Source organism: Chromobacterium sp. HL1 (assembly GCF_057418835.1).
In genome coordinates this window covers 2,007,915-2,033,318 of record NZ_CP162399.1, presented here as the reverse complement: position 1 = coordinate 2,033,318, position 25,404 = coordinate 2,007,915, and the positions used below count along the sequence as shown (strand labels likewise).

21 protein-coding genes are annotated in these 25,404 nt (G+C 61.7%); 8 read left to right on the top strand and 13 right to left on the bottom strand.

The annotated features are described in order from the left end of the window. Positions 1–138: 138 nt before the first annotated feature. Positions 139–1,026 carry a LysR family transcriptional regulator gene (locus AB1Z25_RS09190; protein ID WP_486637081.1) on the bottom strand — a complete coding sequence of 296 codons (888 nt, stop codon included), beginning with the start codon at positions 1,024–1,026 and terminating at the stop codon, positions 139–141. Between the two features lie 106 nt (positions 1,027–1,132). Between AB1Z25_RS09190 and AB1Z25_RS09185 the strand changes: the two genes are divergently transcribed. Next, positions 1,133–2,431, top strand: a complete 1,299-nt coding sequence (locus AB1Z25_RS09185; RefSeq protein WP_486637080.1) for an NAD(P)/FAD-dependent oxidoreductase — start codon at positions 1,133–1,135, stop codon at positions 2,429–2,431. Between the two features lie 15 nt (positions 2,432–2,446). After that, on the top strand, positions 2,447–3,559 hold the full coding sequence (locus AB1Z25_RS09180; protein ID WP_486637079.1) for a polyamine ABC transporter substrate-binding protein: 1,113 nt from the start codon (positions 2,447–2,449) through the stop codon (positions 3,557–3,559). 211 nt (positions 3,560–3,770) lie between these two features. Here the strand turns inward: AB1Z25_RS09180 and AB1Z25_RS09175 are convergent, their stop codons facing one another. The 4 genes from AB1Z25_RS09175 to AB1Z25_RS09160 form a co-directional block, all read right to left on the bottom strand. After that, positions 3,771–4,283: a hypothetical protein gene (locus AB1Z25_RS09175; RefSeq protein WP_486637078.1), complete on the bottom strand. Its 513-nt coding sequence runs from the start codon at positions 4,281–4,283 to the stop codon at positions 3,771–3,773. 327 nt (positions 4,284–4,610) lie between these two features. Then, positions 4,611–5,711 carry a hypothetical protein gene (locus AB1Z25_RS09170; protein ID WP_486637077.1) on the bottom strand — a complete coding sequence of 367 codons (1,101 nt, stop codon included), beginning with the start codon at positions 5,709–5,711 and terminating at the stop codon, positions 4,611–4,613. A 99-nt stretch (positions 5,712–5,810) separates the two neighbouring features. Then, positions 5,811–6,731 carry a hypothetical protein gene (locus AB1Z25_RS09165; protein WP_486637076.1) on the bottom strand — a complete coding sequence of 307 codons (921 nt, stop codon included), beginning with the start codon at positions 6,729–6,731 and terminating at the stop codon, positions 5,811–5,813. A gap of 181 nt (positions 6,732–6,912) precedes the next feature. Beyond that, on the bottom strand, positions 6,913–9,744 hold the full coding sequence (locus AB1Z25_RS09160) for a valine--tRNA ligase (protein WP_486637075.1): 2,832 nt from the start codon (positions 9,742–9,744) through the stop codon (positions 6,913–6,915). A gap of 117 nt (positions 9,745–9,861) precedes the next feature. Between AB1Z25_RS09160 and AB1Z25_RS09155 the strand changes: the two genes are divergently transcribed. From AB1Z25_RS09155 to AB1Z25_RS09145, 3 genes are all read left to right on the top strand, one after another. Beyond that, a complete protein-coding gene (locus AB1Z25_RS09155; RefSeq protein ID WP_107801778.1) occupies positions 9,862–11,088 on the top strand; it encodes a diguanylate cyclase in 1,227 nt (408 codons plus the stop codon). 179 nt (positions 11,089–11,267) lie between these two features. Further along, entirely contained in the window at positions 11,268–13,154 is a 1,887-nt protein-coding gene (locus AB1Z25_RS09150; protein ID WP_107799340.1) for an amidohydrolase, read from the top strand. A 138-nt stretch (positions 13,155–13,292) separates the two neighbouring features. After that, entirely contained in the window at positions 13,293–15,128 is a 1,836-nt protein-coding gene (locus tag AB1Z25_RS09145) for an amidohydrolase (protein ID WP_486637074.1), read from the top strand. A 96-nt stretch (positions 15,129–15,224) separates the two neighbouring features. On the opposite strand, the gene AB1Z25_RS09140 is transcribed toward AB1Z25_RS09145, so the two are convergent. From AB1Z25_RS09140 to AB1Z25_RS09130, 3 genes are all read right to left on the bottom strand, one after another. Continuing rightward, positions 15,225–15,557: a DMT family transporter gene (locus AB1Z25_RS09140; RefSeq protein ID WP_081544619.1), complete on the bottom strand. Its 333-nt coding sequence runs from the start codon at positions 15,555–15,557 to the stop codon at positions 15,225–15,227. Then, on the bottom strand, positions 15,558–16,010 hold the full coding sequence (locus AB1Z25_RS09135; RefSeq protein WP_107799342.1) for a multidrug/biocide efflux PACE transporter: 453 nt from the start codon (positions 16,008–16,010) through the stop codon (positions 15,558–15,560). A 242-nt stretch (positions 16,011–16,252) separates the two neighbouring features. Continuing rightward, positions 16,253–16,702: a multidrug/biocide efflux PACE transporter gene (locus AB1Z25_RS09130; RefSeq protein ID WP_107799343.1), complete on the bottom strand. Its 450-nt coding sequence runs from the start codon at positions 16,700–16,702 to the stop codon at positions 16,253–16,255. A gap of 136 nt (positions 16,703–16,838) precedes the next feature. Between AB1Z25_RS09130 and AB1Z25_RS09125 the strand changes: the two genes are divergently transcribed. After that, positions 16,839–17,699, top strand: a complete 861-nt coding sequence (locus tag AB1Z25_RS09125; RefSeq protein ID WP_107799344.1) for a LysR family transcriptional regulator — start codon at positions 16,839–16,841, stop codon at positions 17,697–17,699. A 44-nt stretch (positions 17,700–17,743) separates the two neighbouring features. Here AB1Z25_RS09125 and AB1Z25_RS09120 read toward each other — a convergent pair whose 3' ends face one another. The 3 genes from AB1Z25_RS09120 to speA all read right to left on the bottom strand — a co-directional run bounded on the left by AB1Z25_RS09120 (position 17,744) and on the right by speA (position 20,997). Then, positions 17,744–18,178: a hypothetical protein gene (locus AB1Z25_RS09120; protein ID WP_107799345.1), complete on the bottom strand. Its 435-nt coding sequence runs from the start codon at positions 18,176–18,178 to the stop codon at positions 17,744–17,746. A gap of 219 nt (positions 18,179–18,397) precedes the next feature. Further along, positions 18,398–18,853: an RICIN domain-containing protein gene (locus AB1Z25_RS09115; RefSeq protein WP_081554645.1), complete on the bottom strand. Its 456-nt coding sequence runs from the start codon at positions 18,851–18,853 to the stop codon at positions 18,398–18,400. A 263-nt stretch (positions 18,854–19,116) separates the two neighbouring features. Next, positions 19,117–20,997, bottom strand: a complete 1,881-nt coding sequence (speA, locus tag AB1Z25_RS09110) for an arginine decarboxylase (RefSeq protein ID WP_107799347.1) — start codon at positions 20,995–20,997, stop codon at positions 19,117–19,119. A gap of 655 nt (positions 20,998–21,652) precedes the next feature. On the opposite strand from speA, the gene astE reads away from it, so the two are divergent. Then, entirely contained in the window at positions 21,653–22,651 is a 999-nt protein-coding gene (gene astE, locus AB1Z25_RS09105; RefSeq protein WP_486637073.1) for a succinylglutamate desuccinylase, read from the top strand. 118 nt (positions 22,652–22,769) lie between these two features. Here astE and blaCHA read toward each other — a convergent pair whose 3' ends face one another. Further along, on the bottom strand, positions 22,770–23,657 hold the full coding sequence (gene blaCHA, locus AB1Z25_RS09100) for a CHA family extended-spectrum class A beta-lactamase (protein ID WP_107799349.1): 888 nt from the start codon (positions 23,655–23,657) through the stop codon (positions 22,770–22,772). 216 nt (positions 23,658–23,873) lie between these two features. Here blaCHA and AB1Z25_RS09095 point away from each other — a divergent pair, with 216 nt between their 5' ends. After that, positions 23,874–24,197 carry a DUF3761 domain-containing protein gene (locus AB1Z25_RS09095; RefSeq protein WP_227108053.1) on the top strand — a complete coding sequence of 108 codons (324 nt, stop codon included), beginning with the start codon at positions 23,874–23,876 and terminating at the stop codon, positions 24,195–24,197. A gap of 199 nt (positions 24,198–24,396) precedes the next feature. On the opposite strand, the gene AB1Z25_RS09090 is transcribed toward AB1Z25_RS09095, so the two are convergent. Beyond that, complete coding sequence (locus AB1Z25_RS09090) at positions 24,397–25,377, bottom strand: sodium:calcium antiporter (protein WP_107799351.1); 981 nt, start codon at positions 25,375–25,377, stop codon at positions 24,397–24,399. Positions 25,378–25,404 lie beyond the last annotated feature (27 nt).

The following is a 25,404-nucleotide window of genomic DNA, read 5'->3' as shown; positions in this document are numbered from 1 at the left end:
TCCCACCCTACCCATGACGAGCGGCCGCTTCCCGGGAGGGAGGCGCCGTAGGCGATACCTGTCGGCGCGCTCTGCGTTCCGTTACGGCGGGCCATGGAAGCGGTTCGCGCTCCACGCCGGATGGCTCTCCGGATGGCTTTAATGATCCGCGCACAAGTGCCGCTGCAACCAGCGCTTTACCACGGCGGCGTTGGGATGGGCGTCCCCGCCTTTTTTGAAGGTCAACACATAGGCGTTATCGGTTTGCAAAGCGCTCGGAAACGGGGAGCAGAGCGAACCGTCTTCCAGCAGCCCTTGCACCAGCCGCTGATCCGTCATGGCAATGCCCGCCCCTTGCAAGGCGGCTTCAATCGCCAATTCATCCAGATTGAAAAAGATTTGCGCCTGCGATGGGTCCAGCCACAGATTCTTGCTTAAAGACCAGCGTTCCCAATCCATGCCGTTCATCGAACCGTGCAGCAGCGTATAGTCCGGCAATTGCTCAAGCCGGGTCGGCAAGGGCTTGGCGCACACGGATTGCGGATGACAGACCGGAATCAGGGATTCGGCGAATAAGAGCCAATCCTCCTGCGTGATTGCCGCGGCGTCCTTATAACTGACAAAGGCGTCGTATTGCGCCAAGTCGCCATAAATCAAATCAGTTTCCGTTTCCACCGCCAAACTCATCCCAGGGTTATCCGCGGCAAATTGATTCAGCAGCGGGATAAACAGCCTCATGGCCAATGAAGCGTAGATCTTCAAACGAAACGGTCTGATTTTTTTGGAATAGCGCTTTTCCACATTACCCAGCTCGCGAAAAATCAATTCCGCCGAATGCAGCAGCCCCACGCCCTCCGCGGTCAGCTCGATCTTGCGCGCGCTCCGCTTGAACAAAGTCACGCCATAATGTTCTTCAAGCAATTGAATCTGCCGGCTGACCGCGCTTTGGGTCAGATGAAGCCGCTCCGCCGCCGCCGTGAACGAGCTGCATTCGCTCAACACCAGAAAGGTTTGCAAGGACTGAATATTGGGCGGACGAATGATCATGAGCATGAAATCCCGGAATGATAGGATGAAAACAAATTGTTGGTCATGGCCGCAAACCGCTGCTTACACTAGAAAAATCGGCAATACCCCATAAGCAGGGCAAGCAATGAATCAATGCGGCTGGATTGAAACCACGGAATCAAGCAAGACCTTCCCCAGCTTGAACAAAAACCTAAAAACCCATTTCCTGATTATCGGCGGCGGAATTTCGGGCATTTCTTGCGCCATCAATCTGGCCACGCTAAACCCCTCCGCCCACATCACCCTCGTGGAGCGTCAATTATTGGGACAAGGGGCCTCCTCGCGCAACTCCGGCTTTGTCGTCTGCCATGAAAAACCCGACGACGGCGAATATTGGCGACAAGCCGGGTTTGAAAACTACCGGCATGAAACCCGCTTCGGCATGGCCGCCAGCCAACTCCTTGCCCAATACATTGAACAATTCCACATAGACTGCGATTACGACGCCGCCGGTTATTACATTGGCGTGAGCGATATCAGAAAAATGTCCAGCCCCGCGCGCCTCCTGGAAACGCTGGAAGCCGTGGGCGCGCAAGCCACGCTATGCCAGGGCGCATCGCTCGCCCATGCCTTGGGCACGGACTTTTACCAGCTGGCCATACACTGCGCCGGCGGCAACGCCCTGATTCAACCCGCCAAATATGTCCAGGGCCTGTTGGCCGCCTTGCCCGCCCAAGTGGAAGTGTATGAGCAGTTCAACGTCAGCCAAATTCGGAGCGGGCCGCTTGGCGCGCTGGAGGCCCATGGCAACGGGCGGGTCATCCGCGCCGACCATATCATTGTTTGCGCCGGCGCCTTCGCCGGCAGAGCCGGCCTCCAAGGCGCGCACGTGCTGCCGCTGGAGCTCAGCGCCTCCTTGACCCGGCCCTTGAGCCCGCCGGAACTGGCCGCCATCGGCAACCCTCGCCCCTGGGGCATGTTGTCCGCGGCCCTGACCGGCGCCACCGTCAGGCTGACGCGGGACAAGCGCTTGATGATACGCAACACCCTGGAATTCCGTCGCCGGGATCTGGCCGCGGCGGACTTGCACACCCGACGCCAGCGCCATCTATCCGGCTTGCAGCTGCGCTTTCCCTGGCTGGACGACCAGGCCATCGCCTTTAGCTGGTCCGGCCACCTCGGCGGCACCCGCGGCGGCAGGCCCTTGTTCAAACAAATGGCCCCCAATCTGTTCGCCGTGTCCGGCTGCAATGGCTCCGGCCTGGCGCGCGGCACGCTCTGGGGCAAGCTGCTGGCCGAATACGCCTCGGGCGTTTCCAGCGAGATGCTGACCCATGTCCTCGCCCACGGTTCGCCGGGCTGGCTGCCGCCCAGGCCGTTTCTGGACATCGGCGCCAGCCTGAAAATCGCTTACGAACGCTTTAAGTCCAGCAGTGAAATCTAAGCAAGGAGACGCATCATGGAGAAATGGACAACACGATCAAGAACCGCCCTCGCCCGCGCCGGCCTGCTGCTGAGCGGCTTGCTGGCCGCGCCCGTTCATGCAGGCGAAATCCTGAACGTCTACAACTGGTCGGACTACATCGCCAAGGACACCATCGCCAATTTTGAAAAACTGCAGAACGCCAAGGTGCGCTACGACAATTACGACAGCAATACCACCTTGGAAGCCAAATTATTGCTGGGCAACGCCGGATACGATGTGGTGGTGCCCACCTCCAATTTTCTCGCGCGGCAAATCAAGACCGGCATCTACCAGAAGCTGGACAAGAGCAAGATAGGCAATCTGAAGCATCTGGACCCGGTGCTGATGAAGCTGATTGAAGGCGCCGATCCCGGCAACCTCTACGGCGTGCCCTGGGCTTATGTGACCGTCGGCATCGGTTATAACCAGCAGAAAGTCAGCCAGGCGCTGGGCAGCGACGTCAAAATGAACTCCTGGGCGGTTCTGTTCAACCCGCAATTGGCGGCCAAGGTGTCGAAATGCGGCTTGTCGGTGGTCGACGGGCCGGTCAACGTCTTCGCCGCCGCCTTGCAATACCTGGGCCGAGACCCGAGCAGCGCCAACCCCAAGGATTACGAGGACGCCTACGCGCTGCTCAAAAAGGTCAGGCCCTATATCTCCCGCTTCAACACCTCCGGCTACATCAATGACCTCGCCAACGGCGATATCTGCGTGGCCCTGGGGTTTTCCGGCGATGTCTATATCGCCAGCAAGCGGGCCAGCGAAGCCAAAAAGCCCTATTCGATCCGCTTCGCCAACGTCAAGGAAGGCGGCTTGCTCGCCTTTGACGTGATGGCCATCCCCAAGGACGCCAAGAATCCCGCGCTGGCGATGAAGTGGGTCAATTATATTGAGGACCCCAAGGTGAACGCGGCGATCACCAATGAAACCTTCTACCCGACGGCCAATAAGACGGCGCGCAAATACGTGAACCCGGCCCTGCTCAACGACCCCATCCTTTACCCGCCGGAAGCCGAACTGAAGAATATGACCCTGATCAAGCCGCTGCCCCAATCCATCATGAGCTTGCAAAGCCGGCTGTGGTCACGGCTTAAGATCAACAAGTAAGCCTGACAAAGACCTAAGAACCTGTTTACGATCTGCTGCGCGTTGTGGAGCGTTACACGGTGAGTACCCCTTCGAAATGCTCATGTACCGTGTGTACACTCCGCTTTCTCAGCGGTTTTCGCCTTGTCTCACCTTAGCTCGCGAGATCGTAAACACGCTCTAAGCAGAAACCCGCCTCGCGGCGGGTTTCTTCACTCAAGCTTCCGGCGGCTCAGGGCTTGCGCTTGCCCTCCAGCCACGCCATCAGATCCCGGTTGCGCTGCAACTGGTGCATCGCCTCCACGTGGCGGTACAGGTTCAACTGCCGCCCGGCCACGCCCAGCAAGATCTCCAGATAGTTGAAAAAGCCGCGGCGCAAGCCGTTGCGGTGGCTGCGGTCGCTGTGATCCATATCCCTGGCAATGCGCAGCAGCAGGCCGCGGCCGGCGTCCAGCTCATTGCTTTTCAGCCACTGCGCCAGGTGCGCGGCGTACTGGCGGCCCAGCATGCAGGCCTCGGCGTAATCCTCGGGTTCGGCCGGCTGCCAGTAATGCGGATGATTTCGCCCCGGAATGAAGCGGACAAAAGGCAGGCGGGTTGCCTGGATTTCCACGGAAGCGCAGCGGTATAGCGAGCGCCGCAGCGCCGGCTGTTGCGGGGGAACGCTGTCCTGCTGGACGGCGGGATCCTTGGAATGGGATGGAGTGGATTCGATGTTGGGCATCGGACGGACTGACTTCGCCATTGCAACCTCCTTAAATGAAGGGCCTGGCCGGCAAAGCGGCAAGGCGGGCACATGACAAGGCTGGTCTCACCGGTATCTTGGTCCGGCGCGCCCATGGGCGCCCCCGCCATGGCCCGCCCAGATTTTAGGCAAAGCAATAGCAACCGGACACGAAAAAGCCGCTTTCGCGGCGTGTCCGCCAAGATACAAACTCAGGAGACCAGTCCCGGCGCTGTTTGTGTGGCAGCGCGGGGACCATTGTTGGCTAGATGGAGGGGGGAGTCAAGCGGGGCAATGACCAACGTACCATAACGACCCCGCCACCCCATCAAAACAAATCTTTCAAAATCAATTATTTACTTTTGACAGAAATGCACCAACTGCTCCTTCTTGAAAAGAGCTTCCATATACCAGCCCCCTCAACGTAAAGGTTCCAGAAAATTCCCTACCTTTTCCCCCATAAAATTTCCCTTTCAACTTCCCCTGTAAGCCCGGAACAGCTATATCGCACCCATACAAGTCAGTAGCGGAAATTCTATATGCAAGACATGTAATAGTTTTGTCTGTCATGTAGTTCCCTGGACCTACTATTTCATCAGAAACCAAATTCGCTGGGGCCAAGCCCATGTAGCCACGCCAATATCTAAAATCACCCAAACTTATATTCAAAGTATCGGTGGCATTACTATACTCCACACCCACAACCCCAGTTAACTGAAAGTATGCGCTATCAGCAGCCCAATAATACTCCGGATTACCCTGCAAATACCCTGAATATTTAGCAGAGGAAAGCACCCTCACCTTTTCAGAAGGAGTTGGCTCTCCAAAGACAAAAGAACCAAGACCAACTCTCTGGAGCATATAACCGCCATTCCCCTTCGGACTAACATATTTCCAGCTCCCAATCCCTGAGCTTCCATATCCGCTCTCAGACAATGTTTGCATGGAAATTGTTTGAACACAATTTCCTATAGAACATCTAAACACCCCTGAGTTATATAAATACTGATCCACTTGAAATCCATACACCAGCTTACTCACCCGGCCCAAGGCCACCACACCAGGGTAGAAAGGAATATCAAGACCGTGCCAAGGAAAATTCCCACCTAATATCTCCAAGGAACCCACCACGGATCCATTTGGCACTACCTTCAAGTCCACATTGGTGCTGGTGTCCACATAAACACCAGCTACCCCCCCCACCTCATAAGCCATATAGGCTTGAACCTCCTTGTCAACCCTCCCCCCCAATAGCTCTTGTGGCTCTGGAGTCACTGGGGGCTGAGGGACATCTGGAGGCTTAGGGGGCTCAACAGGAGGAACTGGCTTTTCTACCTCTATTTTTCCTGGGTTTTGCTGGCTACCTCCACCTCCACCTCCACCTCCACAAGCAGACAGTAGTTGTGAAAAGATCAAAATCCAAATATAACCACGGAAATTTAATTTCATTTTATAGCTCTTTTATTTAGAAAACACTCATCACCAACCCAAACAATCATGATACTGAACTGGCGAAATTTATGCCCATCAAAAACAGCAATCACCACCTCAATAATTAACCACACCACAATACAATGGTTGCAAGCCTCGCACTAACTCTCGACTGACTTCACCACCTTTTTCTTGAAGACTTACCACCGTCATTATGCATTGACCCATGCCATCCTGCACATTAACTTCATATTGCTCGCCAGCCTTGGCGATAAAGCTGGCGGACTTTCGGCAGTAATTCGCATACATCGGAGCCGGAACGAAGGCAAAGTTAACACGAGCACCATCATTGAACTCGAGTTCCGCCACACCATTATCATCTGCACCCTTAGGGTCCAACATATCCACTCGCAGCGGTTTTTTAAATAAAGAAGCGAACACCTCACCGAAACCATAAACACCAATCAATGCTGTACCTTCGTTGCATTGGTCATTCGGGTACAATCTCAAAGCCCCACCGTAAACAGAGGAGATAAAACGTACTTTCGCAACACCTTCTTTCAAAGGTCGAATAGCCTCTTTAGGCTGCACCACTGGATTGGACTTAAATGAGCCCAAGGAGGATAATTCACCATCATTCGGGATTTCCTTATAGGTAACTCGCACCATGCGGTCATCCATTATTACCTGAGACAATAAGACATAGCTCATACCTGGCTTCAAGTGCATAACAGTAACGGGGAAGCCATAAGAGTCCCCTTTATTCACCCTCATTAATATCCGATACCCTCCTGGAGGCAACCTTAATTCGCTATAGTTCTGATTAAATCCAGGCGAAGGCACAACCTCCTTGCCTCGGACATCCCACACACCTCTTATCGTGCCACATGGTTGCGCCCTTTTACACTCTGGCACTTTTAGAATCGACACTCTCGCATCAGGCAGCTGCTGCGCCAAACCAACCGCCATATTGATTCGTGTCGCACAACCGGACAAGCTAATCAGCACTGCCAGTGCCCACACTCTTGCCATCTTCATGTCATTCATCCTTTTAAAATTCTTTTTCTAAAAACCCAATTCAAACACCACAAAACCAATCAACTCGCAACAAGATTCGCCACCTCTTGAAGCCAAAATATTCACAAAACTTAACCCCTGTTACGCAAAACCCCCGCCATCTTTCGATGACGGGGGTTTATCGCCAATAACGCTTAAATGATCAAGCCAGCTTGGCCAACTGCACCTTGATCTTGTCCAGCTTGTCGTTCAACTCGGCCAACTGCGCCTTGTCGCGTTCCACCAGGTGGGCCGGAGCTTTGTCGACATAGCCCGGCTTTTCCAGCTTGGCGGTGAGCTTGGCCAGTTCGGCTTCCGCCTTGCCCTGCTCTTTGCTCAGGCGCGCGGTTTCCGCGGCCTTGTCCACTTCCACCTTCAGCATCAGGCGGGCGTCGCCGGAGATGGCCACCGGGGCGTCGTCTTCCGGCAGCGCGGCGACGATGGAACCTTCGGTCAACCGCGCCAGCAGCTTGAGGTAGGGCACGAAGTCCGCCACCGTGGCGTCGCCGGTTTCGATGAACAGCGGCGCTTTGACGGCCGGTCCGATGCCCATTTCGCCGCGCAGATTGCGCACCGCGTTGACCATGTCCTTGAACGCGTCCATGCGGGTGTTGGCGGCGGCGTTGATCTTGCCGGCGTCCGCCACCGGCCACGGGGCCAGCATGATGGACGGGGTGGTATTGGCGTTGGCCAGCGGGGCCACGGTCTGCCACAGCTCTTCGGTGATGAAGGGCATCAGCGGGTGGGTCAGGCGCAGCGCCACTTCCAGTACGCGGACGATGGTGCGGCGGGTGGCGCGCTGCTGGGCTTCGTTGCCGGTTTGCAGCTGCACCTTGGCCAGTTCCACGTACCAGTCGCAGTACTCGTTCCAGATGAATTCGTAGATGGTCTGGGCGGCGATGTCGAAGCGGTAGGTTTCCAGCGCGTTGGTGACGTCGATCTCGGCCTGTTGCAGGCGGCCGATGATCCACTGGTCAACAAAGGAGAACTCCAGCGGCAGGCTTTCGTCCTGGCCGCAGTCCTTGCCTTCCACGTTCATCATCACGAAGCGGGTGGCGTTCCACAGCTTGTTGCAGAAGTTGCGGTAGCCTTCGGCGCGTTTGAAGTCGAAGTTGACGCTGCGGCCCAGGGTGGCGTAGCTGGCCATGGTGAAGCGCAGCGCGTCCGTGCCGTAAGCCGGGATGCCTTCCGGGAACAGCTTTTCCGTGGCCTTGGCGATGGCCGGGGCTTTTTCCGGGCGGCGCAGGCCGGTGGTGCGCTTGGCCACCAGCGGTTCCAGCGCGATGCCGTCGATCAGGTCCACCGGGTCGATGACGTTGCCCTCGGACTTGGACATCTTCTTGCCTTCGTGGTCGCGCACCATGCCGTGGATGTAGACGTCGCGGAACGGGACCTTGCCGGTGAAGTGCTTGGTCATCATGATCATCCGGGCCACCCAGAAGAAGATGATTTCGTAGCCGGTCACCAGCACGTTGGAGGTGAGGAAGGCGCGCAGTTCGGGGGTGTCTTGCGGCCAGCCCAGGGTGGAGAACGGCACCAGGGCGGAGCTGAACCAGGTGTCCAGCACGTCTTGTTCGCGGCGCAGGGTCTTGCCCGGCGCTTGCGCCTGGGCGTCGGCCTCGCTGCGGGCCACGTAGATATTGCCGTCTTCGTCGTACCAGGCCGGGATTTGGTGGCCCCACCACAGTTGGCGGCTGATGCACCAGTCCTGGATGTTCTTCATCCACTGGTTGTAGGTGTTGACCCAGTTTTCCGGGATGAAGCGCACTTCGCCGCTTTCCACGGCTTCAATGGCCTTGGCGGCGATGGATTGACCGGTGGGGTCCGGATTGCCGTCTTTGTCCAACGCCACTTTGTCCATGGCGACGAACCATTGGTCGGTCAGCAGCGGTTCGATCACGGTGCCCGTGCGGTCGCCGCGCGGGACCATCAGTTTGTGCGGCTTGGCGTCCAGCAGGTAGCCCTGGGCTTGCAGGTCCGCCAGCATGGCTTTGCGCGCGTCCTGGGTGCTGAGGCCGGCGTAGGCGGCCGGCAGTTCGATCACGCCCTGGGCGCTGCCGTCGAAGCCGAAGATTTGCGCCTTGGCCAGGATTTTGGCTTCCAGGCTCATCACGTTGATGAGCTGGGTGCTGTGGCGCTTGCCCACTTGGTAGTCGTTGAAGTCGTGCGCCGGGGTGATCTTGACGAAGCCGGTGCCGAACTCTTTGTCCACGTATTCGTCCGCGATCACCGGGATCTGGCGGCCGGTGAGCGGCAGTTCCAGCTGCTTGCCCAGCAGGTGCTGATAGCGCTCGTCGTCCGGGGCGATGGCCACGGCCACGTCGCCCAGCAGGGTTTCCGGGCGGGTGGTGGCGACGGTGACGAACTCGTCGCTACCCACCACCGGGTATTTGATGTGCCACATGTGGCCGTCTTCTTCCTCGGAAACCACTTCGAGGTCGGAGATGGCGGTGCCCAGCTTGGAGTCCCAGTTGGACAGGCGCTTGCCGCGGTAGATCAGGCCTTGTTCGAACAGGCGGACGAAGACTTCGGTCACCACTTCGGCGCGGGTGTCGTCCATGGTGAAGTATTCACGGTCCCAGTCCACGGAGCAGCCGACGCGGCGCATCTGGCTGGTGATGGTGCCGCCGGATTGCTCTTTCCATTCCCACACTTTGGAGGTGAAGGCGTCGCGGCCCAGGTCGTGGCGGTTGACGCCCTGCTCGGCCAGTTGGCGCTCCACCACGATCTGGGTGGCGATGCCGGCGTGGTCGGTGCCGGGCACCCACAAGGTGTTGTCGCCCTTCATCCGGTAATACCGGGTCAGACCGTCCATAATAGTCTGATTGAAGGCGTGGCCCATGTGCAGGGTGCCGGTCACATTGGGCGGCGGCAGCTGGATGGCGAAGGACGGTTTGGCGGTGTCCATGCTGGGCTTGAAGTAGCCGGCCTGTTCCCACTGATCGTACCAGCGACGTTCGATGTCGCCGGGTTCAAAGCTTTTGGCAAGTTCCATGGTGATGAATCGTAGTTCTTCTAGAATGGAAAAAATGGGTCGATTATACCCGGTTTTGGAGTGTTCTCCGAGAGCCGGCGCGGGCGGATCAGGCGGTAGGCAAGGGATATGCGGACGATGAGCGAAGAAACGCGTGTTTTGGTGATTGAAGACAGCATGGTGTTGATCCGCCCCTTGTGCCGCATGGTGGAGGAAATCGGCCTTACGCCGGTGCCGGTGTGTTCGCTGCTGGAGGTGCGCGAGGCGCTGACGTCCGGCCAGCATTTCCTCGCCGCGGTGGCGGATTACAATTTGCCGGATTCGCCCGGCGGCGAGCATTTGCCTTTGCTGTTTCAAGAGGCCATCCCCACCATCGTGCTGACTTCGCGCACCGACGGCGAGGTGCGCGACCGCATCTTGCAGCTGCCGGTGGTGGATTACGTCAGCAAGGAAAGCCCGGCGGCCTTTGATTACGTGATGCGGATGCTGACCCGCATCCGCAAGAATCCGGGCATCAAGGTGCTGGTGGTGGACGATTCCGCGTCCTACCGCCAGTTTCTGCGCGAGAACCTGGAGCGCCACCGCTACCAGGTGCTGGAGGCGGAGGACGCCAAGCAGGCGCTGGAGATTTTGCACCGCGACAAGCACATCAAGCTGGTGCTGAGCGACAACGACATGCCGGGCATGGACGGGGTACGGATGACCAGCACGATACGCCGCTTCCTGGATCACGACCGCCTGGCCATCATCGGCATTTCCGGCAACCAGGACCCCACCATGACCACGCGCTTCATCAAGGCCGGGGCGGACGACTTCCTGCAAAAGCCGTTTAACTTTGAGGAGTTCTTCTGCCGCGTCACCCGCAATGTGGAGTTTGTGGAGAACCTGGAATCCCTGAAGGAAACCGCGGACCGCGACCCGCTGACCAATTTGTCCAACCGCCGGCATTTTTTTGAGCAGGTGATGCAGCTGAAGAACGGCTACGGGGTGGCGGTGCTGGACATCGATCACTTCAAGCGGGTGAACGATCAATACGGCCACGATGTCGGCGATCAGGTGATCTGCAACACCGCGCGGCTGATGGAGCAGTTTTTCCCGGACGGCATCGTGGCGCGCTTTGGCGGCGAGGAGTTCGTGATTCTCAGCCCCAGCCCCATCGAGCTGGACATGGTGTGCCGGCTGGAGAGCCTGCGCCTGGCGATAGAGGGCTGCATTCTGACCACCGCCAAGGGCGGGCTGCGCTACACGGTGAGCATAGGCGTGGCGGCGTCCGACATGCCCGAGGTCAGCCGGCTGCTGAAGCTGGCGGACGAGCGGCTGTATCACGCCAAGCAGCACGGCCGCAATCAGGTGTGCGGCGGCTGAGAGCCGGTTCACAATCCGCTGTGCGCCGCGAGGCCGGGCGCGGCGGCCCGCCCCCGCCCGAATGGCCAGTTCGGCGTTTTTTTGCGCCGGGACGCCGCCTATAATGACATCGCTTTTTCCGTTCCTCGCGCGCGGCCCCGCGCTTCTCCCGGAGCCGGCGTTTCAACCGGACATCCGCCATGAGTCATCATCACCCGCACGGTCCAGGCTGCGCCTGCTGCACTCTTCCCTTGTTGGCTCAGCTGCACGATGAGCTGTTTGAGCGGCCGGACTGGCAGGACGAGGCCAAACGGCTGATCCGCCAGCAGGAAAAACGGTTGTTGCCGCCCTCGCCGCCGCAGACGCTGATCATTTACGGCGGGCCCATCCATACCCTGGCCAGCAGCGGGAGGCAGACGGTGGACGCCGTCGGCATCGCCAAGGGCCGCATCGTGGCGACGGGTTCGCGCGAGGAGGTGCGGCAGGCCATGGCCGCCGCCGGCCATAAGAAACCGGAGGAGATGTCGCTGGAAGGCGGCACCCTGCTGCCCGGCTTCGTCGATCCCCACATGCATATCCTGCCCAGCGCCTTGTTCTCGTCCTGGCAATACGTGGGCGCGTTCTCCGGCCAGACGCTGAAGCCGGATTACAACATCGCCGGGGTGGTGGACACGGTGCGCGCGGCGCTGGCCGACCCCAAGAAACAGCAAAAGGCCAAGGACGGCGCGGCCTGGGTGCTGGGTTTCGGCCTGGATCCCTCGCTGATGCGGGAGTGGACCGAGCCGGATCTGGACTGGTTCGCCCAGTTTGGCGATCAGACCCCCATTTTCCTGATGAACGCTTCCGGCCATATCGGCTACGCCAACGCGCCGGCGCTGGCCAAGGCCGGCATCAGCCCGGAGTGCAAGGGCGTGCTGGTGGAGGAGCAGGTGCTGCAGATGATGCCGGCGCTGCCCTCCCCGTCCCCCACCACGCTGCTCGCCAGCATCAGCCAGGTGCTGCACGGCGCGGCCAAGATGGGCAACACCACGCTGTTCGACGCCGGCCTGGGTTCCGGCAAGGGGGTGTTCGAGGTCTTGCTGCTGGACTTGGTGGCCCAGACCGCGCTGAACCCGGTGCGCATCGCCGCCGCGCTGTTTTCCAACGAGACGCGGCAGATGGACGAGTGGACGCGGCTGTTCCGCCCGGACCTGGACGGCATGGAGGACAAGCGCTTCAGCATCAAGGCGCTGAAACTGGTGTCGGACGGTTCCAACCAGGGGCTGACCGGCTATCAGACCGAGGCCTATAAATGCTATCCGCAGCACCAGGTGCCCAATGTGCCGGCCACCGGCCTGTTCAATTTCCGCCCGCCCAGCGCCTTTACCCCGCATTTGCGGCAGGCGGTGGAGCACGGCTGGCCGGCCATGGTGCACGCCAACGGCGACCGCGCCATCGACGAGGTGCTGCAGGCTTACGAGCACGCGCTCAATCACCCGTCCGCGCCGCTGCGCCCGGATTGCGCCGGCGCGCGGCTGCGTCATCGCATCGAACACGCTTCGCTCTTGACCGACGAGCACATTTCCCAGATGGCGCAGCTGCAGTTGTCGCCCAGTTTTTTGATCGGCCACGTCGGCTATTGGGGCCACGCCTTCCAGCAGACCATTCTGGGCGAGGCGCGCGCCAAGCTGCTGGACCGCTGTCTGTCCGCCAAGCGCGCCGGCCTGCGCATCAGCCTGCATTCGGACCACTTCGTCACCCCGCTGGGCGGCTTGCGCATGATGGAGCAGGCGATTTTCCGGGTGATGGAGGCGGCGCCGGAACAGGCCGGCGGCAAGCCGGCGCTGAACCCGGCGGAACGGCTGGACCGGCTCAGCGCCTTGCGCGCGGTGACGCTGGACGCCGCCTGGCAATGCCATATGGACCATGTCGTGGGTTCGCTTGAGCCGGGCAAGCTGGCGGATCTGGTGGTGCTGGAGCAGGACCCGCTGGACCCGGCGGTGAGCAATCTGCGCGATATCGCGGTGCTGCAGACCTGGCGCTCCGGCGCGCCGGTGTATCTGAACGCCAAGCTGGGTTGCGCGACGGAGTCGGCGCCGCCGGTCTGAGGCGCGCGGCGGCGCAAGGGCCCGGCGCGGGCCGGGCCTTGCTCAGCTTTTGTCAGCCTGGCGCTCTTGCCATCGGCATACAATTCGCCCTGTGCGCGGCGCCGCCGCGCCGTCCCGACGCCATGCACAGGAGCGCCCATGTCCCTTCCCCATCAACCCGGCTGCGCGTGCTGCACGCTGCCCCGGCTGTCCACCCAGCTGGACGCCTTGCAACATCACAACTGGACCGAAAGCCTGTCCGGCCTGATCCGCGTCGCCGCCGAGCGCGCCAAGCTGGCGCTGCATCAGGACGCGGCCATTTTCCACGGCGGCCCCATCTACACGCTGCAAGGCGGACAGCCCGGCCGGGTGGAGGCGCTGGGCGTCGCCCACGGCAAGGTGGTGTCGGTGGGCAGCCTGCGGCAGGTGGAGGCCGATATGCAGGCCCAGCCGCGCGCGGAGCGGATCGATCTGCGCGGCAAGACCCTGCTGCCGGGCATGGTGGACCCGCATATGCACATCCTGCCCAGCGCGCTGTACCGCAACTGGGTCAATCTGAGCCCCTTCGAGGATCAGATCCTGCGCCCGGGCTACAATCTGGGCTGGATTGCCGAGAAGCTGCGCAACGAGCTGACCGCCCGGCACGGCCACGCGCGCGCCGACGCGCCGCAATGGCTGACCGGCTTTGGCGTGGACCCTTCGCTGATGACGGAATGGCTGGAGCCGGATCAGCCCTTTCTGGACCAGATCAGCACCGAGACGCCCATCTTCCTGATCAACGCCTCCGGCCACCTGGGTTACGCCAACTCCCCGGCGATGAAGCTGGCCGGGCTGGACCCCGACACCAAGGGGGTCACCACCGAGGCCGACGTCGGCAAGGTGCTGGCGGTGATTCCCGGCCTGGCCGCTCCGCACTTGCTGAGCAAGCTGCAGGAAATCCTGCACGAGGCCGCGTCCAGAGGCATGACCACGCTGTTCGACGCCGGCCTGGGCGCCGCCATGGGCCAGCTGGAAATCACGCTGCTGCGCGCCTTCGCCCAAAGCCCGCTGGCGCCGGTGCGCATCGGCGCGGCGCTGTACTCCAACCAGGACTGGCTGCAAGAGCAGTGGCTGCACACCTTCCAGCCCAATCACATTCCGCACGACGACGACCGCTTCAGCATCCGCGCGCTCAAGCTGATCGCCGACGGCTCCAATCAGGGCCTGACCGGCTACCAATCGCAAGACTATTGCTGCGCGGACCAGCACAGCGTGCCCAATGTCTCTCCGCGCGGCCTGTTCAACTTCGAGCCGCCCATCACCTTCGCCGCCCAGTTGCAGCGCGCGCTGAACGCCGGCTGGCCGGTGCTGGTGCACGCCAACGGCGATCAGGCGGTGGATTACGTGCTGGCCGCCTTCGAACTGGCGCTGTACGACGAAAACGCCAAGGACGGCGCGCCCAATCCCAAGCTGGCGCTGCGCTCGCGCATCGAACACGCCTCGCTGCTGAGCGACGCCAGCATCGCCACCATGGCGCGGCTGAAACTGTCGCCCAGCTTCCTGATCGGCCACGTCGGTTACTGGGGCCACACTTTCAAGACCACCATCCTGGGCCGCGAGCGCGCCCAGATGCTGGACCGCTGTCAGTCCGCGCTCAAGGCCGGCCTGCGCATCAGCCTGCATTCGGATCACTTCGTGTCGCCGCTGGGCACGCTGCGGATGATGGAACAGGCGGTAACGCGGGTGATGGAGGCGGACCCGGAGCGGCAGGCGCTGAATCCGGCGGAGTGTCTGGACCGCCTCTCCGCGCTGCGCGCGGTGACGCTGGACGCCGCCTGGCAGTGCCATATGGACCACATCGTCGGCTCGCTGGAACCGGGCAAACTGGCGGACCTGGCCATCCTGGAACAGGACCCGCTGGACCCGGCGGTGCCGGCCGGATCGCTGCGCGACATCCCGGTGCATCAAACCTGGCTGGCCGGCAAGCCGGTCTTCCACAATCCCAAGACGCACTGAGCGGCGCCATCACGCAAAATAAAACCGGCCGGGATTCCCGGCCGGTTTTTGCGTTCCGCCCTCTTCCGCCGCGCGGGCCGAGAGCGGGGCCTCGACTCAATGCGCCACGGACTTGGACATCAGATTCATCACCAAAACCCCGGCCACGATCAGGCCCATGCCTATCATCGCCGGCGCGTCCAGCTTCTGGCCGTACATGACCCAGCCGACGATGGAAACCAGCACGATGCCGACGCCGGACCACAGCGCGTAAGCCACGCCCACCGGGATCTGGCGCAGGGTCAGCGACAGCATGTAGAAGGCCAGCATATAGCCGGCGGCCGTCAGCAAGGATGGGCCGATCCGGGTAAAGCCGTCGGAGGCCTTCAGCGAGGAGGTGGCGATCACCTCGCTGACGATGGCGACGGCCAGGAACAACCAGGTTTTCATTCAAGACTCCAGTTCGGCGCAAGGCTTGCCGCCGCGCTCGCGCAGCTTGGCGCGCAGGGCGTCGTACAGCCAGTTGAATACATAAGTGTAAGGCAGGAAGAAGGCGAAGAAGCCCAAATCCAGCAAGAAAGCCTGCCAGTAGCTGACGTTCAGCCACCAGGCCGCCAAGGGCACCAGCATGAACACCAGGCCGCCCTCGAACATCAGCGCGTGCAAGCAGCGCACGCCCACCGTGCGGCTCCAGCCCATCGCCGCTTCCAGGCGGTCGAACAGCATATTGAACACCACGTTCCACAACATGGCCGCGGTGGACATCATGAAGGCCAGCGCGCCCATGTGCAGCAGGCTTTGTTCCATCACCAAGGAAGCCAAGGGCACCAGCAGGGCCATCGCGCACAGTTCGTACATCACGGCGTGGAAGCCTCGCTCCAGCCAGGATTTTTGTTTGTCCATACTATTTCACAATCATGACCGTTTAAAGAATCCGTTCACGATCCGCTGCGCCGCGGCGGGATTGTTGGACAGAGGCTTGAAGACCGCTTCGAAACGCGCATGAAGCGCTCGCGCATTCCGCTGTCTCGGCCGCAAAGCCTTGTCTCGCCTTGGTCCGCAAGATCGCGAACGTCAAGATAGTCGCTATTCTGATTGGTTTTTCGGATGGTTAAAAAATAATAACCATCGATAAAACCGATACATCAAGCCATGCCGGCGCGGGCGCGGCTCAGGCGGCGCAACAGGCTGGCGCGCAGTCCGTCGTACAGCCAGTTGAAAACAAAGGTATAGGGCAGGAAGAACAGGAAAAAGCCGATATCCAGCAAGAAGGCCTGCCAGTAACTGATCTCCAGCCACCAGGCCGCCAGCGGCACCAGCAGAATCACCAAGCCGCCCTCGAACAAGAGCGCGTGCGCCGCCCGCAACGCCGGGGTCCGCGTCCAGCCGCGCCGCCGTTCCACGCGTTCGAACAGCGCGTTGAAGACGATGTTCCACGACATCGCCGCCGTGGTCATCATCAGGGCCAGCGCGCCGATCTGCGCGGTGTCCTGATTCAATAGCCAGCTGGCCAAGAGCATCAACAACATCACGGCGCACAGTTCGTAAGCCACGGCGTAGAAGGCGCGCTCCAGCCAGGATTTCTTTACTTGCATCGATTCTCCTTGATCCGCCGCGGCGCTTGGAAGCGGTGTGCGACCTGCTGCGCCGCGGCTTGATTGGCAAGACAATGACGCGATTTTTATTGGTTTTTCGGATAGGATAAAGATGGGTTAAATCGGAGAAACCGATATGAGCATGTCGCTAGACGCGCTGGCGGCGTTTGCCAACGCCGCCGAACTGGGTTCCTTCTCCGCCGCGGCGCGGCGGCTGGGCAAGAGCCAGTCCACCATCAGCGAGGCCATCGCCAATCTGGAAATCGATCTGGCGGTGCAGTTGTTCGACCGCGGCAGCCGCCAGCCGGCGCTGACCCAGGCCGGCCGTCATCTGCTGGGCTACGCGCGGCAGATGCTGGCCATAGGCGATGAATTGAACCAGCAGGCGCAATTGCTGACCGCCGGACTGGAGCCGCGGCTGACCCTGGTCTTGTCCGACACCTACCAGTCATCCCGCTTTCAGGAGGTGACCCGGCAGTTGGAACGGCACTTCGAGGCCTTGGAGCTGGAATGCCTGGTGGGCGAACAGGACGACGTGCTGGACTTGATCCAGACCGGACGCGCGCACCTGGGCTGCATGGCGGCGCTGGAGCAGTACCCGGCCGATATCGGCCACGCCACGCTGGGCGAGGTCAGCGAAGTGGCTTTGTACGTGGCGCGCAGCCATCCGCTGGCGGCGCTGGAGCAGGTGGACCGGCAGGCGCTGAGCGGCCACCGGGAGTTGCGGCTGAACACTTACACCGAAAGCAAGCCGGACACGCTGAGCCGGCGCTGCTGGTTTGCGCCCAGCTATCTGATGCTGCTGGAAATGGCGATCCTGGGCGCCGGCTGGGCCGAGTTGCCGCGCTGGCTGGCGGATTCCTTCGGCGCCGGCCGGCTGAGCGAGCTGCATGCGCCGGGCTGGCCCAAGGCGCGCCACATCGATCTGGTGTGGTCGCGGCGGCGGCCGCTGGGCCTGGCCGCCGTCTGGGTGCGCGAGCAGTTGCTGCGCTCCTGACAAGGCCGCCGCGCGTGACGCCAGGCGCGGCGGACGCCGAGGACTCAGCCGCCGGGCGCGGTCATCGGCCGCAGAATCCACATCGGCGGCCGGCCGGGATGCAGCTTGCGCAGCCGCAAGGCCGGCGGGAAGATTTTTTCCATGCCGAAGCCGAAGGCCAGGGTGCGATCGGCCTGGCTGACGATGTTGCCGGGCTGGGAGAACACATCCCAGCGCTGGCTGGGCAGCGCGGGTTCCGGCAGCAGATCCAGTTGCAAGGGCGAGCCGTCGGCCACTTCATTGGCGGCGATCACCAATTGATTGCCGCTGGTGGCCAGCGCGAACAGCCCGCGGTCGAAGTCGATATTGAACAAGGCGGCGAAATTGTTCTGGAACGGCTGCAGGCTGAGCCGGGAGCCCTTGATCGAATCCTCGGCCACAATGGCGTAATCCGGGAAATAGGCCGAGGTGATGAAATACGAAGTGCTGCTGAAACCCATCGTTTGCTCCTTGCATGAACCCAAAAAGCGGCGGCGAGCCTTAGAACCTGTTTACGATCTGCTGCGCGTTGGCGAGACGGCGTTGAAAACTCCTTCGAAATGCTCATGTACCAACCGTACATTCCGCTTTCTCAGCCGTTTTCGCCTTGTTTCGCCCTTGCTCGCAAGACCTTGAACAGACTCTTTGCGCCCGCCGCCGCGATCTTTGCCCTTCGCTGATTAAGCGGTTTCCAGCACCAGTTCCGAGCGTTGCGCCGAGGTCAGCGGCTTGAGCGCCCATTGCTGAGCCGGCGAAGCGTTGAACTCGTACAGCCAGATCAGGCTGCCCACGCCGCCGCGGCTTTGGTTGTCTATCACCAGATTGTTGTTTTGACGGCTGGAGATATAGCCCGGACGGGAGAACAGGTCCCATTGCTGGCTGAGCGAGGACGGATTGTACGGACGCAGCACCAAGGGCTTGCCGCTGGACAGGTCGGAAATGTCGATCACCAGCTGGTTGCCGCTGGTGGCCAGCGCGAACACGCCGTTGGCGAAGTCGATGTTGAACAGCGACAGGAAGTTGCCTTGGATGGGCTGCAGGTACAGCTGGGAACCGCTCATCGAATCTTTGGCGGTAATGCCCAGCGAGGTGTTTTGGCTATAGGTGAGGAAGTAAGGAACGCTAGAGAAAGACATATGGCAACCCCCATGTTTATGCCAATCAATTATTGGCTTTCTCAAACTAGCAAGGTTTGCCCGTATTGCAAGCGTCGGCCCGAAACCGGCCGCGCCCGGCGTAAAATCCAGATAAAAATCCGATCAGAAACACGAACTTAGACGACGATAAGTGAAATTGCTTAAAGTCATCCGGCACAGAACGGTCTGTTCGACAACAGACGCGGCGCCAACAAAAACAGCCGGGCGTCAGCCCGGCTGTTTTGATCCGTCCCAGCAGTCGATCAGACCGACAAATAAGACGATTGCTTCAGGCCGCGGCAGAACTCGGCGAAGAACAGGCTGCGCTCTTCGCTGCTGAGGTCGGCGGCGCGCGACTTGGCTTCGTAGCGGTTGAGGATGTCTTCCGGCGACAGGTGCACGTAACGCAGCATGTCTTCTATGGTGTCGTGCTCTTCCACGCCGGAGAACTCCAGCTCGCCGCCGTCGCGCACATAGACGTTGACCGAGTCGGTGTCGCCGAACAGATTGTGCATATCGCCCAGGATTTCCTGGTAAGCGCCCACCAGGAAGACGGCGATCAGATACTCGTCGCCCTGCTTCACCTCGTGCACGGACAGGCTGGATTCTATGCTCTGCTGGTCCACGTACTGCTTGAGCTTGCCGTCGGAGTCGCAGGTCAGATCCTGCAGCACCGCGCGGCGGGTGGGCTGCTCGTTCAGACGGTGCAGCGGGGTGATCGGCAAAATCTGGTCGATGGCCCAGGTGTCCGGCAGGCTCTGGAACACCGAGAAATTGCAGAAGTACTTGTCGGCCAGACGGTCGGTCAGTTCGTCGTACACCTGGCGCTGCGAACGCTGGCTGGCTTGCAGCTGGCTGTGCAGGCGGCGGCACAAGGCGGCGTGCACGTCTTCGGCCAGCGCTTTTTCCTTCAGCGACAGGCGGCCGGCGGCGTACAGATCGGTGACTTCCGACACGTAGTGGCTGGCGCGGTAGTAGATTTCGGTGACCAGGTCGTCGTCGTTGAGCTGAACCAGTTCAAACAGCTTGCGCACCGGCTGCGACAAGGCGGCGATGTCGTCCACCTGCGGCACTTCGTCCGGCAGGCGCTCCACATCGGTCACGTTCATGATCAGCACGGCGTGGTGGGCGGTCATCGCGCGGCCGGATTCGGACAGGATGCGCGGATGCGGAATGCCGTTCTCGCCGCAGAACTCGGACAGCATGGACACGATCACGTGCGCGTACTCGTCCATATCGTAGTTGATGGAGCTGTCGTTGCGCGAATGGGTGCCGTCGTAATCCACGCCCAGGCCGCCGCCCACGTCCACGTGGTCGATGGGCAGGCCCAGCGCGCGCAGTTCCGCGAAGTAGCGGATGGCCTCGCCGAAGCCGCTGCGGTAATCGCCGATGTGGGCGATCTGCGACCCCATGTGGAAGTGCATCAGACGCACGCAGTCGGCCAGGCCGGCGGCGGTGAGCTTGTCCGCGGCGGAGATCAGCTGGCCGGCGGACAGGCCGAACTTGCCCTTCTCGCCGCCGGTGTCCGCCCACTTGCTGGACGCCAGCGAGGACAGACGCACGCGCATGCCGATATTGGGACGGATGCCCAGCTTGCGGGATTCATCGATCACCAGCTCCACTTCGGACTCTTTCTCGATGACGATGAACACCTGGTGGCCCAGACGTTCGCCCATCAGGGCCAGGCGGATGTAGTCGCGGTCCTTGTAGCCGTTGCAGACGATGGTGCAGCCCTTGGGCGCCAGCGCCAGCACCGCCATCAGTTCCGGCTTGGAGCCGGCTTCCAGGCCGATGGACACGTCCGGCGTGGCGATGATGCTCTTCACCACCGCTTCTTGCTGGTTGACCTTGATCGGATAGATGGCGGTATAACGATTGCCGTAGCCTTGTTCGGCGATGGCCTTGTCGAAGGCCGCGCACAGACGCGTGACGCGGTCTTGCAGAATATCGGGAAAACGCACCAGCAACGGCAGGTCCAGGCCCTTGCCGGACAGTTCGCCCACCAGACGATGCAGGTCGATTTCCTTGTTTTGGCGCACATTCGGACGCACGACGATATTGCCGTTGGCGCCCATGTCGAAGTACCCCGCTCCCCAATGCCGGATGCCGTACAACGCCCGGCTATCAGCCACAGACCAAGCCATGAGTTTTCCCCTCAAGAACTGACGGAAAGCCCTGAACCCCGCGCAATGATGGGTGGACAGGGATTTCCAAAGGACGCGCCCAGGCCGCCGCCGAAAAAGCGATGAGCCAGCCGCAGGAGCATCCTTATGATGGATAACCCCGCTCCTTAGTGCGCGGCTTTCGGGCTGAACAGCTTTTATGTGGGCCTGGGATGTCGGAGCGAAACAATTGAATTGTAGGTTTGCAAAGCTGCAAACGAGCGCGGATTGTAACAACATCACGCGGCTTGACAAGTAAAAAAATGTATAAAAATCCGCATGTCCAATTTAATCGACAAGCCCGCGCCGGGCGGCCCGGCAAGCCTTGCCGGGCAAGGCTTGAGCAAAAACAGCCCCCTATATTTTTCTCACGCCGGCAAGCGGCCGTTTCTCCGGCCGGGGACGTCGCGGTTCCGGCAATGGACTTGTCCAAAATATTCAACAAGAGCGCGCCCCGGCCCCTTGCTCCGCCGCGCCAAAAAACCACAGCGCGGCCCGGCGCGCCAAGCCGCGCCGAACAAGGCTTTTAGCCCAAATACGGCATGTTTTTTCAAATCTGCGCCACGCGCCGCCACCTGCCGCGCCGGCTCTGGTTACAATGCCCCGGTCATCACTAGCCGCAAGCACGAGCCAGCCCATGCGCGAGCATCACCACGATTTTCTGTCCTGGACCATGAATCCCGCCTCCCCGGCCTCCGCCGAATGGCAGCTCCACTCCGGCGTGCGGGCGCGCTGGCTGGATTACGGCGTCGTCGAGCTGGAACCCCTCGCCGCCGCCGACGATTCCCTGCTGCTGTCCAGCGGCGTGCACGGCAATGAGACCGCGCCTATCGAGGTGCTCAATGCCATCCTGGCCGACATCGCCGGCGGCAGGCTGGCGCTGCGCTGCCGGCTGCTGGTGATCTTCGGCAATCTGGACGCGATGCGGCTGGGCAAGCGTTATCTGGATTACGATATGAACCGGCTGTTCAACGGCGCGCACGCGCGCCAGCCGGAAGCGCGCGAAGCGGCGCGCGCGGCGCGCCTGGAACAGGCGGCGGCGGACTTTTTCGCCTCCGCCCGCGGCCGGCGCTGGCATTACGATCTGCACACCGCGATCCGCGGCTCGGTGTTCGAGAAGTTCGCCATCTACCCCTATCTGCACGAACGCCCGCACAGCCGCGCGCAACTGGCCTGGCTGAAGAGTTGCCAGGTGGAAACCGTACTGCTGCACAGCCAGCCGGCCAATACCTTCAGCTACTTCACCAGCCGCCACTGCCAGGCGGACGCCTTCACGCTGGAGCTGGGCAAGGCGCGGCCGTTCGGCCAAAACGATCTGTCCCGCTTCGCCGGCATAGACCAGGCGCTGCGCCGGCTGCTGGCGGAGCCGGAGCAAGAACTGCCCGGCTACCGCGACGGCGATCTGCCGCTGTTCCAGGCCAAGTACGACATCGTCAAACACAGCGAAGCCTTCCGCCTGCACCTGGCCGACGACGTGGAAAACTTCACCGCGTTGCCGGACGGCTTCCTGATCGCCGAGGACGGCGAGCACCGCTATGTGGCCGTCGGCGGCGATGAGCGCATCCTGTTCCCCAATCACACGGTCAAGCCCGGACTGCGCGCCGGCATCGTGGTGGCGCCGGCGCGGCTGCCTTAAACGCGATTCAAGGTTCCGCGCGGACGCCCAGCGCTCAAGGGAGCCGCGCGCGACAACGCCGCGGCCATGGCCGCGGCGTCGTTCATTCCGGCAGGACCTGCCCGCCCCGCGCGGCGTTTCAAGCGAACTCGGCGGCCGCCACCCTCGCCACCGCGGCGATCACCGCGTTGCGCTCGTCCATCATCGCCGTCGAGCCCCAGTAATAGACCGACAGCAACAACGGCGACTTGCCCGGCCGCCAGGCCACGGCCACGTTGTTGGCCGCGCCGTGGCCGCCGCTGCCGGTCTTATCCCCCACCCGCCACTCCGCCGGCAAGCCGGCGCGGATGCGCAGATTGCCGGTGGTGTTGCCCAGCAGCCAATCGTTCAGCAAACCGCGCTGCCGCTCCGGCAATAGCGGGGAAAACAGCAGCGCGCGCAGATTGGCCGTCATCGCCGCCGGCGTGGTGGTGTCGCGCGGATCGTCCGGCTCGGCGCGGTTCAGTTCCGGCTCGACGCGGTCAAGCCGGCTCAGGCCGTCGCCCAGCGAACGGGCGAAGCGGGTCACCTCCTGCGGCCCGCCCAACTGCTCCAGCAGCAGATTGGCGGCGGTGTTGTCGCCGAAGCGCATCGCCGCGTCGCACAAGTCTTTCACCGACATGCCCTGCTCCACGTATTGTTCGGCGATGGGCGAATAGTCGATCAATTGCTCGCGCCGGTAGCCGACATGGCGGTAGAGCAGATCCGGCTGCGTCGCGCTGCGTTGCAATAAGGCGCCCACCAGCAGCAGCGTGAACGTGCTGCACATCGGGAAGCGCTCATCGGCCCGGTAAGCCAGCGTCCGCCCGCTGTCCGCCTCTTGCGCGAACACGCCGATGCGGCCGCCGGCATTGCGTTCCAGCTCCGCCAATTGACGCGCGGCCGGGGCTTCGCCCGGCACCCGCAACGGCGGGCGCGCGCAACCCCAGATCAACGGCGTGGCGGCCAAGGCCGCCAGCAAGACGCGCCGCTGCGCAAAATCATCCATAGATCAATCCCCAGATTCGGTATGACGGCGCGGCCCGTCGCAACGGCCGGCCATCGCGGTTTAGTTCCCCCGATGCGCATTGCCGCTATCCGCCGCAATGACAATGAACTAAAGTGCGATACATATTCTTTTGCGCCTGAACCACGAAAACAGATGCGTCAAAACATCACGAACAGGTTCAAGCACTTTTAATGACACATTAAACAATCGAATGACATGAAAAAGCCTGCACAGTTCCGTATCCCCGCTTTGCGGCGCATCGCCGGCCTGCTCGGCCTCAGCCTGGCCCTGCTGGCCGCGCCGCTTGAAGCCAAAACGCCGCACACGCATCGGCACGCCAGCGCGCCGGCGCAAGAGCAGTTGCTGGAACACGGCAGCTACACCAACTCCGACGGCGTGGAGGTCCACAGCCCGGCCCATACCCGCTCCGGCAAAGCGCCGGCCGGCGCCAGCGCGCGCTGCCGCGACGGCAGCTATAGCTTCAGCCAGCACCGGCGCGGCACGTGTTCGCATCATGGCGGCGTGGCGGCCTGGCTCTGAGAACCCGTTCATAGTCTGCTGCGCTTCAGCGATACGGCGTTGAAAACAAGCTCAAAATGCTCATGTACCATTTGTACATTCCGCTTTTTCGCTCGTTTTCGCCTTGTCTCGCCCTTGCTCGCGAGACTCTGAACAGGCTCTGAGAGCCTGTTTACGATCTGCTGCGCATCGGTGATGCGGCATTGAACGGGTTCCCGCCTCACACCAGACAGCCGGCAAACAGCAGATACACCGCGCCCGCGCCCAAGAGCCAGCGGCCGTCCACGCTGCCGCGGCGGAACAACAGCCACAAGCCGGCGATCGCCGCCATCGTGGCCAGGCCGGACCACAGCAGGACGCCGTCGAACATCCACGGGGTGAAGAACAGGCCGAAGGCGCTGGGAATCGTCGCCTGTATCATCATCGCGCCGGAGATATTGGCCAAAGCCAGACGCTCCTTGCCCTGGCGCAGCCAGATCAGCGCGTTCATGATTTCCGGCAATTCCGTGGCCACCGGACTCAGCAGCAAGGCCACCAGATGCGGCGCCATGCCCCAGTGTCCGGCCAGCGCTTCCAGCTGCGCGACGAAACCGTGCGCCGCCGCCGCGATCACCGCCAAGGCCAGCAGGGCCTGCGTCGCCGCCCAGCCCAGGCCGCCGCCGGCGCGCAGTTTCAAGGCGTCCAGTTCTTCCTCTTCCGGCGCGGTGTCCGCGCTGCGGATCTCGCGCCAGACATAGGCGGCGTAAGCGGCCAGGAACAGCACGCCCAGCCAGGGCTTGATGGCGAAGGCCAGCAGGCCCAACGCCACCTTGAACGCGAAAATCAGCAAAAACGCCAATTGGTCGCCGGCCAGCCGGCGGTGATCGACGCGCAACAGGTAGTCGCCGCGCCCCAGCCGGCTGCGGTTGCGCCACAGCGCGAAACCCACCACCGCGTACGCCAGCGTGGCCAGCACCAGCGGCCCGCCCAGGGCGGCGCCGACGCCGATGTCCTTATGTTGCGGCGTGCCGCCGAAGGCCATCGCGGTCAAGGTGACGGCGCTTTCCGGCAAGGCGGTGCCGAAAGCGGCGAGCACGGTGCCGACGGCGCTGGCGCCCAGGTTCAGATGGCGTCCGCACCACTCGATGGCGTTGACGAAGTATTGACAGGAAAGATAGATCAGGACGGCGAGGCCGAGCAGAAACGACAGGGTCAACAGCATGGATAGTCTTGGGCCGGGCAAGCGGAT